The sequence below is a fragment of the Streptomyces sp. NPDC031225 genome (assembly GCF_055570355.1).
On the sequence record NZ_JBVIHJ010000029.1, the window covers coordinates 1 to 13,226 of the forward strand.

Consider the following 13,226-nt stretch of genomic DNA (forward strand, 5'->3'; position numbering starts at 1 on the left):
CCCCCTCCCCCCCCCCCCCCCCCCCCCCCCCCCCCCCCCCCCCCCCCCCCCCCCCCCCCCCCCCCCCCCCCCCCCCCCCCCCCCCCCCCCCCCCCGCTGCAGTTTTGGGCGACATTTACGGCTATCGGGCGATCGCGGCGCGGCTCAGAAGCGTCCCATCGCCCCGGTCAGCGAGATCTCGATGACCACCCGCAACGGGTTCGGCGACGGCGTCCGCTCGTAGCGCTCTGCGTACCGCCGCACCGCCTCCGCGACCCGCTCCGGTTCGTCGCGGACGTGGGCCCGCCCCTCCAGCGTCGCCCACCGCGGCCCCGCCACCTGGCACACCGCCACCGCCGCCCCGCTCTCGCCGGCCGCCAGCACGTGCCGTACCTTCGCGCTCGTCCGGCTCGCGATCACCCGGGCGAGACGGGCCTCGGGGTCGTAGGTCACCCCGACGGGCACCATGTGCGGGCTGCCGTCCGGGCGGGGTGTGGTCAGTGTGCACAGATGCCGTTCCCGCCAGAAGCTGAGGAACGTCGGGTCCGGGGCACCCGGATCCTGGGCGTAGGAGGTCATGCCGGGAAGCTAGTCCCTCATCCCTCCCGAAGACTGCCTTGAGTGGAATAGACTCAACTTTGTATACGCTGACTGAGTCAGACAGGGCGAGCCGAGACCGAGGAGGAGTACGCGAACGTGGATGCCGAGCTGACCAACCGGAGCCGGGACGCGATCAACGCGGCCAGCAACCGTGCCGTGACCGGGGGGCACGCCGATCTCACCCCCGCCCACCTGCTCCTCGCTCTGCTTCAGGGGCAAGGCCAGCGGCAGGACAATGCGAACATCACCGACCTGCTCGCCGCTGTCGACGCCGACCAGGCGGCCGTGCGCGCCGGGGCCGAGAAGGCGCTCGCCGGGCTGCCCAGCGTCACCGGCTCCACCGTCGCGCCCCCGCAGCCCAACCGCGACCTGCTCTCCGTCATCGCGGACGCGCAGGCCCGCGCCCGGGACCTGGGTGACGAGTACCTCTCCACCGAGCACCTGCTCATCGGCATCGCCGCCAAGGGCGGGCCGGCGGCGGACGTGCTGACACAGCAGGGCGCCACCGCGAAGAAGCTGGTGGACGCCTTCCAGAAGGCCCGAGGAGGACGCAGGGTGACCACCGCCGACCCCGAGGGGCAGTACAAGGCGCTGGAGAAGTTCGGCACCGACTTCACCGCCGCCGCGCGCGACGGCAAGCTGGACCCCGTCATCGGCCGGGACCAGGAGATCCGCCGCGTCGTACAGGTCCTCAGCCGCCGTACGAAGAACAACCCCGTCCTCATCGGTGAGCCCGGCGTCGGCAAGACCGCCGTCGTGGAGGGGCTCGCCCAGCGGATCGTCAAGGGGGACGTGCCCGAGTCGCTCAAGGACAAGCGGCTCGTATCGCTCGACCTGAGTGCCATGGTGGCCGGCGCCAAGTACCGCGGTGAGTTCGAGGAGCGGCTGAAGACCGTCCTCGCCGAGATCAAGGACTCCGACGGGCAGATCATCACCTTCATCGACGAGCTCCACACGGTCGTGGGCGCGGGCGCCGGCGGGGACTCCTCCATGGACGCCGGCAACATGCTCAAGCCCATGCTGGCCCGCGGTGAGCTGCGCATGGTCGGCGCGACGACCCTCGACGAGTACCGCGAGCGGATCGAGAAGGACCCCGCCCTGGAGCGCCGCTTCCAGCAGGTGCTGGTCGCCGAGCCGACCGTCGAGGACACCATCGCCATCCTGCGCGGGCTCAAGGGCCGCTACGAGGCCCACCACAAGGTCCAGATCGCCGACAGCGCGCTGGTGGCCGCGGCGGCCCTCTCCGACCGGTACATCACCTCCCGCTTCCTGCCCGACAAGGCCATCGACCTCGTCGACGAGGCGGCCTCCCGCCTCCGCATGGAGATCGACTCCTCACCCGTCGAGATCGACGAACTCCAGCGCGGGGTCGACCGGTTGAAGATGGAGGAGCTCGCGCTGGTCAAGGAGACCGACCCCGCCTCCCGCGAGCGCCTGGAGCGGCTGCGCCGTGACCTCGCCGACAAGGAGGAGGAGCTGCGGGGCCTGACCGCCCGCTGGGAGAAGGAGAAGCAGTCCCTCAACCGGGTCGGTGAACTGAAGGAGAAGCTGGACGAGTTGCGCGGCCAGGCCGAACGCGCCCAGCGCGACGGCGACTTCGACACCGCCAGCAAGCTGCTCTACGGCGAGATCCCCACCCTGGAACGGGACCTGGAGGCCGCGTCCGAGGCCGAGGAGGAGGTCTCCAAGGACACCATGGTCAAGGAGGAGGTCGGCGCCGACGACATCGCCGACACCGTCGCCGCCTGGACCGGCATCCCGGCCGGCCGCCTCCTGGAGGGCGAGACGCAGAAACTCCTGCGCATGGAGGAGGAGTTGGGCAAGCGGCTCATCGGCCAGGGCGAGGCCGTGCGGGCCGTCTCCGACGCCGTGCGGCGCACCCGGGCCGGCATCGCCGACCCCGACCGGCCCACCGGCTCCTTCCTCTTCCTCGGCCCGACAGGCGTCGGCAAGACCGAACTCGCCAAGGCGCTCGCCGACTTCCTCTTCGACGACGAGCGGGCGATGGTCCGCATCGACATGAGCGAGTACGGCGAGAAGCACACCGTCTCCCGGCTCGTCGGCGCGCCTCCCGGCTATGTCGGCTACGAGGAGGGCGGCCAGCTGACCGAGGCGGTGCGCAGGCGGCCGTACAGCGTGGTGCTCCTCGACGAGGTGGAGAAGGCCCACCCGGAGGTCTTCGACATCCTGCTCCAGGTGCTGGACGACGGGCGGCTGACGGACGGTCAGGGCCGTACGGTCGACTTCCGCAACACGATCCTGGTGCTGACCTCCAACCTGGGCAGCCAGTTCCTCGTCGACCCGATCACCAGCGAGGCGGAGAAGAAGGAGCAGGTCCTGGAGGTCGTGCGGGCCTCCTTCAAGCCGGAGTTCCTCAACCGGCTCGACGACCTGGTCGTCTTCTCGGCCCTGAACAAGGACGAACTGGGCCGGATCGCCCGCCTCCAGATCGACCGGCTCGCCAAGCGCCTCGCCGAGCGCAGGCTCACCCTGGAGATCAGCGACGAGGCCCTTGCCTGGCTCGCCGACGAGGGCAACGACCCGGCCTACGGCGCGCGTCCGCTGCGCCGCCTCGTCCAGACCGCCATCGGCGACCGGCTCGCCAAGGAGATCCTGTCCGGCGAGGTCAAGGACGGCGACACGGTCCGGGTGGACGCCTTCGGGGACGGCCTGATCGTGGGACCGGCCACCGGCAAGACGCTCTGAGCGGCGCGGCGGGGGCTGGTCGGGCCCCCGCCGCTCCTCTCACGGCGTGAACGCCACGAACCGCACCTCGGACCACGTGCGGCTGTCGTGGGTGATCTCGATCTGCACGGAGGCCCGCTCTCCCGCGACCGGGCCCGCGTCCAGGCACGCGTCGACCTGGGCGTCGCCGCAGTGCGTGGTCCGCAGTTCCGGCCCCTTCGGGAAGCCGGCCGCCACCCAGGCGTCGATCTCGGCGCGCGGCATCCGGAAGCGCGCGGTGTAGCGGGGTTCGGGCCCGGCATCGAGCCCGCACCAGGCGTCGCGCGTCCCCGTCGGCATCTTCACCCCGCCGAAGGCCAGGGCCTCTGCGCACGAGGTCTTCTTCACGTCCGAGGCGACCGAGTCGTCCGTGAACAACCAGGCGACCAGGAGCGTGATCAGAGCCGCCACCACCAGCGTCGGCACGGCCAGGATCGCCAGGAAGACCCCCCATCTGGTTTTGCCCGGCACGGCCGCTTCCGCCACGGTTTCGGTGTCCGTCTGCGTCATGTGTTCCCCCAATGGTCGACGTCAGTTCTACCTGGGCTGTCCGGATCATGTCAGCCCTGGGAGGACAGGGCGGCCGGGGCTTGCCACCCCCCTCCCCGGATGGGGGAGTATGGCGGAATCCGTACGAAGGGAAATTCACGGTGACCATCGACCCGTCCTCGATTCCGAACTTCGGGGGCCAGCCCGAGCCGCAGCAAGGACCGGCGGGCCCCGTCGTCCCGGATCAGGATCTTGTGAAGCAGCTCCTCGACCAGATGGAGCTGAAGTACGTCGTCGACGACGAGGGTGACCTCGCGGCGCCGTGGGAGCAGTTCCGTACGTATTTCATGTTCCGTGGCGAGGGCGACCAGCAGGTCTTCTCGGTGCGGACGTTCTACGACCGGCCCCACAAGATCGACGAGAAGCCTCTGCTGCTGGAGTCCATCGACGACTGGAACCGGCGCACCCTGTGGCCCAAGGTCTACAGCCACACCCACGACGACGGCACCGTCCGCCTGATCGGTGAGGCGCAGATGCTGATCGGCACCGGCGTCAGCCTGGAGCACTTCGTCTCCTCGACCGTCAGCTGGGTGCGGGCCGCCATCGAGTTCGACAAGTGGCTCGTCGAGCAGCTCGGCATCGAGGAGGAAGTCAACGACGCCGAGCAGCCCGAGGGCGACGAGTAGGCGGCAGGACCCGCTACAGGGGCGTGTCGGCGATCACGACCAGATACGCCCCGTAGGCGAACGAGAGCCCGGCCAGGGCACCGGCCACCAAGGCCGCGTGCCAGGGCCGGGCTCTCGCCGTCCGCACCAGCGCCCGCGCGAGCGGCAGCAGCAGCGGGAAGGCGGGCAGCAGGAAGCGGGGCTTGGAGGCGAAGAACCCCGAGCCGCCGAGCGCGACCAGCAGCAGGACCCCGCTGTAGACCAGCAGGGGGAGCGGGGCACGGTCGGCGATCAGCAGGGCGTACAGGAGTACGGCGGCGGCGACCAGCAGTAACGCCATCGGGAAGACGAGACGGTCGCCCCGCAGCACCAGATGCCGGACGAAACCCAGCGAGCCCCGGCCGAGGTCGAAGCGGGAGCCCCACCGGCGCTGCACCGCGAAGTAGCCGCCCAGCAGGTCGCCCTTGCGGTGACCGACCCACAGCACGTACCCGAGCCAGCCGAGCGGGGCGAGCGCCGCGCCCGTCCACAGCCTGTGGGTAACTTTTCCGCGCCGCCTCACGATCTCGACGGCCGCCGTGACGAGGACCGCCGCCGCGACCGCGAAGCCGTTGGGCCGGGACAGCCCGGCGAGGGCGGCCAGCGTCCCCGCCCACACCCAGCGGCTGCTCAACACCGCGTACAACGACCAGGCGGCGAAGGCGGTCAGCACCGGTTCCGTGTACGCCAGCGACAGCACCACCGAGTGCGGCAGCAGACCCCACAGGAGGACCACGGCGACGGCCACGGCCCGTCCGTGCAGGCGCAGGGCCACGGCGTGGATGCCGGCGGCGGCCACCGCGGCCGCGGTCCACGACACCAGCAGGCCCGCCGCGCCCCCGCCGAGCGGGGTCAGCGCGGTCACGGCCCGGACCAGCGCCGGGTACAGCGGGAAGAACGCCAGATCGTCGAAGACGAGACCCGGCCGGACGTGCACCGTACGGACGTAACCGTGAGCGGCGATCCCCAGGTACCACCGGGAGTCCCAGGACCGCCCGAGCAGCGTGAGCGGCCCGTGGCCGGTGGCCCAGGCGGTCATCGCGAGCACGGCGAGCCCGGTGAGCCGGGCGGCGGCGAAGAGGCCGAGCGCCACCGCCAGGGGGTACCGGACCGTGGCGCCGGGCCGCACGACGGCGGGCGACGCGAGAGCGCCGGTGCGGGGGCGGGTCTGTGTGCTGACGTGGGTCACATCAGCACATTGCATAAGAAACCAGTCATAAGCGAGCATCGCGCGCCCGGTGTCTGTTCTGTCCTCGACACCTGGTTCCCGTCCGGCCTGTGACCCGGCTCAGACGATGGACACTTCCGCCCACACCGTCCTGCCCAGCGGGTGACGCGGCGCCGAACCCCAGCGCACGGCCAGGGTGTCCACCAGGAGCAGCCCTCGGCCCGACTCGGTCCTCGACGAGGCGGTGCTCCGGCGCCCGGTCGGCGGCCAGGCGGTGATGCGCGAGCAGTCGGAACGCCTGCTGGAAACCCTGAGGGATCGTCACATCACCGTGCAGGTAATGCCGTTCGATCAAGGCGAGCACGACGTGATGGGCGGATCGCTCACCGTTCTCACCATGCCGGACGACTCGGAGGTCGCCTATACCGAGGGGACCGATCCCAGGAGGCCGCCGTCCCCGTGCGTGACAGCAAGGTCCCGCATGGTCCGGCGCTGTGCTTCGAGGCCGCCTCATGGTCGGCTTTCATAGGCGGGTTGAAGGCCGGAGACCACCGTCACTGAGTTGGCCGGGCCCTAGCCACCGTCCACGTCCCGGGCTCACCGGACCCCTGTCCGCGAGGTCCCGGCACGCCGCTGGCCTCCTTGAAGAACCGGGGGAAAGAACTCCCCGCCCACCCACCCTCCCCGGCCGCACGGCTCGCGTCACTCGTCCGGGTGACCGGCTTGCAGGCGCGGGATACGGACGGTTACGTTCGCCGCGACAACAGCACACAGACTTCGGCCCCCGCCGGGACTGCAATCCCGAACGAGGGCCTGACCGATCAGGAAGAGAACCACTTCCCGATGGCTGACTCGCAGTCTAACGCGCCCTCGCGCGCCGACGCCGGAGCTCCGACGTCCGGCGTGATCCATGTCCGCACCCGCCTCACGGCCGACTTCACGGTGATCTCCAACGCCCTCGCCCAGCGACGCGGCAGCGCTGTCACGGTCGGCGTCGCGGCGTACATCTCCTCACTGCCCGACGGCACCCGCGTGACCATCCCGGCCCTGTGCAAGCACTTCAGCGAGGGCGAGATCCTGATCTCACGGGCGCTCAGGGAGCTGGAAGCGGCCGGTTACCTGGAGCGCCGCCGCGAGCGGACGCCCACCGGGCACGTCCGTACCCGCACGTACTTCTACGACGTCCCAGGCGGCGGCGGTCCGGACACAGACCCGGACTCGGACGGACCTCCCGAGCCTCCGAAGCCGCGCAGAGCCCGAAAGCAGGGCGTCGCCGCTGCGGCCACACCCGCGTCCGCGCCCGTGGCCGAAACGGTGGCCGCGCCCGCACCAGCCGAGGCGGAGGCACCGGTCCCGCTCGCCGACGCCGACCCCCGAGCCGTCGCCGTACTCACCGCCCTGCGCCGGGTCGACCCCCGCCTCATCCTGTCCGCGCAGGAAACCGCCCGCCTCGCCCCCGCCGTCACCCGGTGGCTCGCGGCGGGCCTTCTGCCCACGCACATCACGGACCACCTCACCGCACGGTTGCCGGACTACTTCCTCACCCGCCCGGTCGGCATCCTCGCCTACCGGCTCAAGGAGACTCCCCTGCCGGCACCGGCCAGAGGCGCAGAACCCCCCGCACGTCAGGTGGTTGTGCCCATGCAGAACTGCGACGGCTGCAACCGGGGATTCCGTTCGGCGAAACCCGGCCGCTGCCGGGACTGCCGGGCCGAGGCCCAACTCCGTGCGGCCTGCTGAGCCGCTGACGCCCGCGGAGACCGCCTCCTACCTTAAGATCCCGCAGTCGACCCTCACCTCGTGGCTGAAGGGCAAGGCCGCCGGAGCAGCGTCGACAACAACATGACCGTGGGCCAGAAGAACTCGGGTTCATGCGTGATCTCCGGTGACCTCCGGAGGCCCTGTCTGCACCGTGAAGTCGAACGGCCACGGACATCGCGTCGGCGGAGAAGGCACTCCGGGGAGGGGGCAAGAAATGGTGACGATGACTCGGGTGACGAGACCGCGCGTTCTTGTCGGCGTCTCCACGCTGCTCATGATGGTTTCCGCCTGCGGCTCGTCCCAGGCGTGTGGCGGCGTAGGAGTCGTTGCAGGGGTTGGTGTGTACTTCGCGCAAGAGGGTTACGGAGACTTGGCCGGAGCCTCCATACGCCTGTGTGCGAACGGCAAGTGTGTCGAGCACAGGTTGCGGAACGAGGCCGTCTCCAGCGTCACCTTGCGGCTGCCGGACGACCTCGGGCCCGATCTCGGCACGGTCCGCTTCGAGGTCACCCGCAACGGCGGCAACGGGCCCCTCATCGACGCGTCCGCCGAGAAGAAGCTTTCCTTCCAGTCCGACGAGTGCGGTGGGGGTGTCCACAACGGGGAGCTCGCCTTCACCAAGGAAAAGGGCCTGACGGCCAAGATCCCGAAGAGTGTTTCGGCGGCCTGGCACAAGCAGGTCATGGAGCGGGCCACAGCGGAACCCGCCCCCTCCGAATCGCAGTGACACGGGCGCCCCTCCACAGCCGACAGCCGGCTGGGGGGGGGCGCCGATCACATCAGCACCGTGGTCAGCGCCGTCATGGCTGACAGCGCATCCACCCCCGACCTCGACGAACTCCCGCGCCCGGAGCACGAGGCGGGAGACGGGCTCCTCTGTCTTGCCGTGATCAACCGGCGATGCCGGGCGATCGACCGGACGACTGGCTCCGCCGCTGGATCGCGTCCGCCACGCGTTCGTGGAAGATCACCCGGTCCGCCTCGGGCATGGAGTAGATACCGGGGATGGTATTGATCTCGTTCAGAACCAGACCGTGGTCCGAACCGAACCAGTCGATGGCGGCGAGATCCCAGGTGAAGCCCTCCAGCAGCTGCTCACAGGAGCTGATCAACTCGCGAGCCTCGGGCAGTTCGGTCGCCATCCGGGACACCGACACCTCGCTCTCCTGGCCGGCCCGCGGTGTCGCCACTCCGATGAACTTGTCGGAGTGGCGTCGGCGGTCGTAGATGCCCAGCAGTTCGCCACCCGCGTAGAAGCATCTGACCTCGCGTCCGCCGGACTCGATGAATTCCTGAATCAGGCAGGACATTCCGGAGCTCGAGTAGAGCTGGAGTGCCGAAACCAGGAGGTCGCTGTCGGTGACCTTGATGACGCCGAACCCCTTCATGGTTCCTCGCGGTTTGATGACCAGAGGGTATGAAAGCTCGTTCTCGACCGTCGAGACGATGGCCGGGACATTCGTCCCGGTGGGCTTGGCCAGCAGTGTCTTCGGCGTGGGGATGCCAAGACCGCGAGCCCGCTCCAGGGCGAAGTACTTGTCGCCGCACGTCCACGTGAACTCGAAGCTGTTGAGAACCGGATACCCCTCCTGCTCCAGCGCGCGTGCGAGAGACAGCAGATGGGTGTCGAGCGGATCACCGCTCAGCCCGAAGTGGATCAGGAACGAGTCGGCGCAGTCCCGCAGGTCCCGCTTCCCGTAGTCGAACCTTCCTGAAGTCCCTGACCAGATCACGTCCTCGGCGACTATGTGCTCATTGGTGTAGGGGCCTTCGTCGACCACGCCGGTTTCCGAACGGGCGTATTTGGACAGCGACACGATCCCCAGGTGGGGCTTACGAGGTGACATGGAAAATCCATTTCAATGTGTCACAGGTTCGGGCGGGGGGAATTCCGCGCCGTCGGCGGCGGCGGAGGCCGGGGCGAAACGTGGTCTGCCGGCCAGCAGCGCGGCAGCGGCCGTCAGCAGGGCCGATGCGCCCGCCATGGCGACCAGAGTGCCTCCCGCCCCGGCCATCGCCGCCACCGGTCCCAGGACCGCCAGTCCGAGAGGCCGGAGTCCGAAGGACACGAATCCGTCGAAGGAGATGACTCGGGACAGGCGGTCCAGAGGCACGTTGGACTGCACCACCGTGGACCAGAGGGTGTCCCCCACGCTCAGCGTCGTTCCGTAGAGCACGAGCAGGGGCGCCAGCGACCAGAAGGGGAGGACAGCCGCCAGAGCGAGGAGGGCGGGGGCCGTGCCGAGGACGACGACGTATGCGGCGCGAAGGGGATTCCCCGGCTTCCAGCGGGTGGCCACCAGGCCGCCGAGGAGATGACCGACGGACATGCAGGCCAGCAGGACGGCCCATGCGCGGTCGCCACCGTAGTGGTCCTGTGCCATCACGGGCCCGAGGACGGCCACGGCTCCGACGACGAGCACCTGGAACCCGGCGGCATGGGCCAGCCCCAGCAGCAGCCAGCGGGAGCCGACGACCTCCTGGAACCCCGTCGCCAGTTCCCGTCGCCACGACATGCTCTTCTTCGTCGTTGCCCTGGCGGCGGTCCGGGTCACCTCCGGCAGGTCGGTAATACGCCCCAGAAGCACGGCACCGATGAGAAACGACGTGGCGTCGAGGGCCAGGGCGGAGGCCGGACTGGTGAAGGTGAGCAGGATGCCCGCCAGCAGGGGACCGACAATGGCCGCGGCGCTGAAGACCGACGATATCGAGGCGTTGGCGCTTTGCAGCTGGTCCTTGCGAAGCGCCCGGGGAAGGACGCTTCTGGAAGCCGGAAAGACGAATGCCGAGGCCGCACCTTGTATCGCCTGCAAGAAAGCCAGAGCCGCTATGGAGGCGTGCCCGGTGAACAGCAGCCCCGCAGTCAGGCTCTGTACCGAGAAGCGCACGATGTTCGCCAGAAAGAGAATGCGCTGCGGACGCATCATGTCGCCCACGACTCCGGCCGGGAGCATCAGGAGTGCGTACGGCAGTGCGCGGGCCGCGAGGACCAGGCCGATGGCGGTTGCGCTGTCCGACATGTCCAGGATCGCGAAGGGAAGCGCCGCCTGGGTGAGTGTGTCCCCTGTGGCGGATATTCCGGTCGCGGTGAAGACCCGCCTGAACGAGGGGTCCCTGAATATCTGTGCCCGAGGTTTCCCGTTCATCGGCCGACAGTCACAGGTGCGTCGGTTCCCGAGGGTTCGGGTTCTGTTTCGATGCGGAACCGGTCGGACACTTCATGGCACAGACGGTCGTACTCCTCCTGCGTCTCGGCGCCCAGGACGACGAACAGATACCAGTCGGACGGGTGGCCCAGCCGTGCCTTTCCGCCGACCTTCCTCAGCCGCTGCCAGTCCAGCACACCGGGGAATTCCGCCAGTTCCTCGTCCTCCGGCACGCTGGTGATGATTCCGGGGCGCTCGGGGCTCAGATGCACGGCACCGATGTAAGGGTGCAGAGGCTTGGGGTCCGGACAGGTTCCGGTGAGCTCCGCCTCCGCGATCGCCGCCCATACCGGATATCCGAGATGGGAGCTGAGCATGCGCGGCACCCAGGCTCCGCCGATACGTGTTCCGATCTCGGAGAACACGACATCGCCGTCGGGCTGGACGAAAGCCTCCAGGTGTGTGGCACCGTCCCGGATGCCCAGCCCTTGATTGACCCGGTCATGCAGTTCTCGCAGACGGCGGTGGAGAACGGGATGGTCTTCTTCCGGAAGGATCTGTGAGCCGTCGAGCGGGCGCTCCGGAGCACCTCTGTCCGCCAGCTTGATCCTGTTCGCGTAGTACTGGTGCACGATGAAGGTCAACGCTTGGCCGTCGGCCCACAGGGCGTCGACACACAGCTCGGTGCCCTTGACGAACTCCTCCACGATGAGCTGCTTGCTGCGGAGCAACGGCTCGAAGGTGAGCTCTTCGACGACGGCGGGGAGGGCGTCCGGAAGGTCGACGCGTACGGTGCTCATCGTGCCGAACCCGGAAGCCGGCTTCACCACCACGGGGAAGGCGAGTCGTGCCGCCGCGTGTTCCACGGCCTGTGTGTCGCTCGCGTCGGGCACGGACTGGAAGTTCGCCGCGCGTGCCCCTGCCCCCGCCACCCGCTGCTTCATCAACCGCTTGTCCCTGAAGGCGACATGGTGCATCGGGTCCTGGCCGTTGCCGAGCATCAGGTCGAGATAGCCGGCGCCGTACTGGCTCAACTCCGCGTGGCTGATGACCTTGGCGCCTTCGGCGCCACGGAGGCGGAGGTCCACGGCGACGGCGGCCAGCTCTTCGATCGAGTCGAAGTGGCTCACCCGGTAGACCTGGCGCATCCTCGCGAGAACGTCCGCGTCCGGCCGGTGGACCTCCACGTCATAGTCGTCGAGGACGAGGTAGAGATCAGTTGTCAGGGTCAGCAGGGCGGTTATCAGCTGAGGCTGCCACTTGCACAGGACCACCGTGCGCGCGGTCTTCGGGGTGGGCATTTCTTGTCGACTCTCCTATCTGGTACAGGGCGTTGAACATGTCCGATTCCTGTTTCGGACCGAAGATCTCCCGCAACCGGCCGTTCTCGTACACGCCGATGTGCGGCAGGGGAAAGGCCCAGAGTTCCGCGTAGACACTGGTGTAGGCACCGCAGTTCAGTACGGCGATCCCGTCCTGGACCACGGAGACGGGCAGGTCCGCCGACCGGCACAGGTGCGAGGGCGCGCAGGTGCCGTCGGCGACATGCGCCTGTTCCCACGTCACGTCCGGGGAGAGCCGGAGCGGTACCGGGTGGTAGGCGAGATCGGGCAGCGGAATGAGGATGTTGGAGGACAGGTCGGAGATCAGCCAGGTCTGACCCGAGTTCACCTTCCTTCCGATCACGCTGCTGAAGCCGATGGCCGCGTCGCCGACCACGTAACGGCCGGGCTCCAGGACCACCGAGGGAAGCGTCGGCAGGATGTCCATCGCGTCCCGCGCGGCATCGGCGAAGACCTGGGCGCTCGTGCCCGCACGCTCCAGCAGGAAGCGTGACTCCAGCCCGCCGCCCAGGTTGAGGACCTGGACGGGCCGGTCGGGCGGCATGGTTTCCGCGGCGAACTCGGCCAGCCCCCGAACCATGCGGTGGAACATCTCGGCATCGGTGCAGTGCTTCAACTGGTGTGCGTGCAGGGCTCCGACCGAGCACCAGCGCGAGGCCAGAGCCTTCTCGACGAGTTCGGCGGCACCGTCGAGGTCCGCGCCCAGCTTCGAACCGGCGGAGAAGAACGCACCAGGTTCGTCCAGTGTGTTCGCGCGCACGGCGATGCGGGCCACCCTGCCCTGGGAACGTGCCTCGTGCTCCACCCGATCCAGCTCTTCGACGCTGTCCACGCCGATGAGTCCGGCGCCCTCGCTGACCAGCTCACGCCTGTGCCGGGCCGTACGCGCGGGACTGTTGGCCACGATCTGCGCCGGATCGAAGCCGAGTTGTCGCGCCAGATTCCACTCCAGGGCGCTCATCACCTCGACGCCGTGTCCGTCCTCCCGGAGTGCGGAGACGACGGCGGGGACGTAGCAGCTCTTGAGCGGAAAGTGCAGGGACACCTCGAAGTGGCGTCCGAAGGCGGACCGCAGTGAGCGCGCGTTGTCACGTGCGCGGCCGGGCAGGTAGACCAGCCAGGGATCCTCCGCATCCCAGAGCCCGTGAAAAGGAGCGCCCTCGATGGCCAGGACCCCGTCTTGGTGATCGAGCCAGGGAACAAGGGTGCTTATGTCCTCCAGTTCGGCCCGGCGCAGGCCGACCAGGTTTCCCGGGGGGTGTATCGGATCTCTTGCCACAGATGTTCTTTCTCGTCGTGGGAGCGAGGACGG

At 69.1% G+C, this 13,226-nt stretch carries 12 protein-coding genes and 2 pseudogenes; 6 read left to right on the forward strand and 8 right to left on the reverse strand.

The features are described 5' to 3' along the window. Positions 1 to 144 precede the first annotated feature (144 nt). Positions 145 to 558: a pyridoxamine 5'-phosphate oxidase family protein gene (locus ACZ48Z_RS37055; RefSeq protein WP_468740296.1), complete on the reverse strand. Its 414-nt coding sequence runs from the start codon at positions 556 to 558 to the stop codon at positions 145 to 147. Positions 559 to 675: 117 nt separating this feature from the next. On the opposite strand from ACZ48Z_RS37055, the gene clpB reads away from it, so the two are divergent. Then, complete coding sequence (gene clpB, locus ACZ48Z_RS37060) at positions 676 to 3,285, forward strand: ATP-dependent chaperone ClpB (RefSeq protein WP_468740297.1); 2,610 nt, start codon at positions 676 to 678, stop codon at positions 3,283 to 3,285. A gap of 39 nt (positions 3,286 to 3,324) precedes the next feature. Here clpB and ACZ48Z_RS37065 read toward each other — a convergent pair whose 3' ends face one another. Next, on the reverse strand, positions 3,325 to 3,813 hold the full coding sequence (locus ACZ48Z_RS37065) for a hypothetical protein (protein ID WP_468740298.1): 489 nt from the start codon (positions 3,811 to 3,813) through the stop codon (positions 3,325 to 3,327). 140 nt (positions 3,814 to 3,953) lie between these two features. Between ACZ48Z_RS37065 and ACZ48Z_RS37070 the strand changes: the two genes are divergently transcribed. Then, positions 3,954 to 4,478, forward strand: a complete 525-nt coding sequence (locus ACZ48Z_RS37070; protein WP_468740299.1) for a YbjN domain-containing protein — start codon at positions 3,954 to 3,956, stop codon at positions 4,476 to 4,478. 13 nt (positions 4,479 to 4,491) lie between these two features. Here the strand turns inward: ACZ48Z_RS37070 and ACZ48Z_RS37075 are convergent, their stop codons facing one another. Together ACZ48Z_RS37075 and ACZ48Z_RS37080 are read right to left on the reverse strand one after the other, a co-directional pair. Next, the gene (locus ACZ48Z_RS37075; protein ID WP_468740300.1) at positions 4,492 to 5,685 is read right to left on the reverse strand and encodes a hypothetical protein; all 1,194 of its coding nucleotides are present in this window, start codon (positions 5,683 to 5,685) and stop codon (positions 4,492 to 4,494) included. A 99-nt stretch (positions 5,686 to 5,784) separates the two neighbouring features. Continuing rightward, positions 5,785 to 5,892: pseudogene (locus ACZ48Z_RS37080) on the reverse strand (ATP-binding protein); the annotation flags it as partial. Between ACZ48Z_RS37080 and ACZ48Z_RS37085 the strand changes: the two are divergent. The 4 genes and pseudogenes from ACZ48Z_RS37085 to ACZ48Z_RS37100 all read left to right on the forward strand — a co-directional run. Beyond that, positions 5,888 to 6,097: pseudogene (locus ACZ48Z_RS37085) on the forward strand (Scr1 family TA system antitoxin-like transcriptional regulator); the annotation flags it as partial. The pseudogenes ACZ48Z_RS37080 and ACZ48Z_RS37085 overlap by 5 nt on opposite strands. After that, positions 6,043 to 6,225 carry a DUF397 domain-containing protein gene (locus ACZ48Z_RS37090; protein WP_468740418.1) on the forward strand — a complete coding sequence of 61 codons (183 nt, stop codon included), beginning with the start codon at positions 6,043 to 6,045 and terminating at the stop codon, positions 6,223 to 6,225. The pseudogene ACZ48Z_RS37085 and the gene ACZ48Z_RS37090, both read left to right, overlap by 55 nt. A 282-nt stretch (positions 6,226 to 6,507) precedes the next feature. Continuing rightward, positions 6,508 to 7,404, forward strand: a complete 897-nt coding sequence (locus ACZ48Z_RS37095) for a hypothetical protein (protein WP_468740301.1) — start codon at positions 6,508 to 6,510, stop codon at positions 7,402 to 7,404. Between the two features lie 391 nt (positions 7,405 to 7,795). Next, positions 7,796 to 8,152: a hypothetical protein gene (locus ACZ48Z_RS37100; RefSeq protein ID WP_468740302.1), complete on the forward strand. Its 357-nt coding sequence runs from the start codon at positions 7,796 to 7,798 to the stop codon at positions 8,150 to 8,152. A 163-nt stretch (positions 8,153 to 8,315) separates the two neighbouring features. Here the strand turns inward: ACZ48Z_RS37100 and ACZ48Z_RS37105 are convergent, their stop codons facing one another. Genes ACZ48Z_RS37105 through ACZ48Z_RS37120 form a run of 4 tightly spaced genes read right to left on the reverse strand, consistent with a single transcriptional unit; the run spans position 8,316 to position 13,193 of the window. Continuing rightward, positions 8,316 to 9,272, reverse strand: coding sequence for an ATP-grasp domain-containing protein (locus tag ACZ48Z_RS37105; protein WP_468740303.1), 957 nt, complete (start codon positions 9,270 to 9,272; stop codon positions 8,316 to 8,318). A 12-nt stretch (positions 9,273 to 9,284) separates the two neighbouring features. Further along, complete coding sequence (locus ACZ48Z_RS37110; RefSeq protein WP_468740304.1) at positions 9,285 to 10,571, reverse strand: MFS transporter; 1,287 nt, start codon at positions 10,569 to 10,571, stop codon at positions 9,285 to 9,287. Then, on the reverse strand, positions 10,568 to 11,872 hold the full coding sequence (locus ACZ48Z_RS37115) for an ATP-grasp domain-containing protein (protein ID WP_468740305.1): 1,305 nt from the start codon (positions 11,870 to 11,872) through the stop codon (positions 10,568 to 10,570). Before ACZ48Z_RS37115 ends, ACZ48Z_RS37110 begins: the two co-directional genes overlap by 4 nt. Continuing rightward, entirely contained in the window at positions 11,787 to 13,193 is a 1,407-nt protein-coding gene (locus ACZ48Z_RS37120) for a diaminopimelate decarboxylase family protein (RefSeq protein ID WP_468740306.1), read from the reverse strand. Before ACZ48Z_RS37120 ends, ACZ48Z_RS37115 begins: the two co-directional genes overlap by 86 nt. Positions 13,194 to 13,226 lie beyond the last annotated feature (33 nt).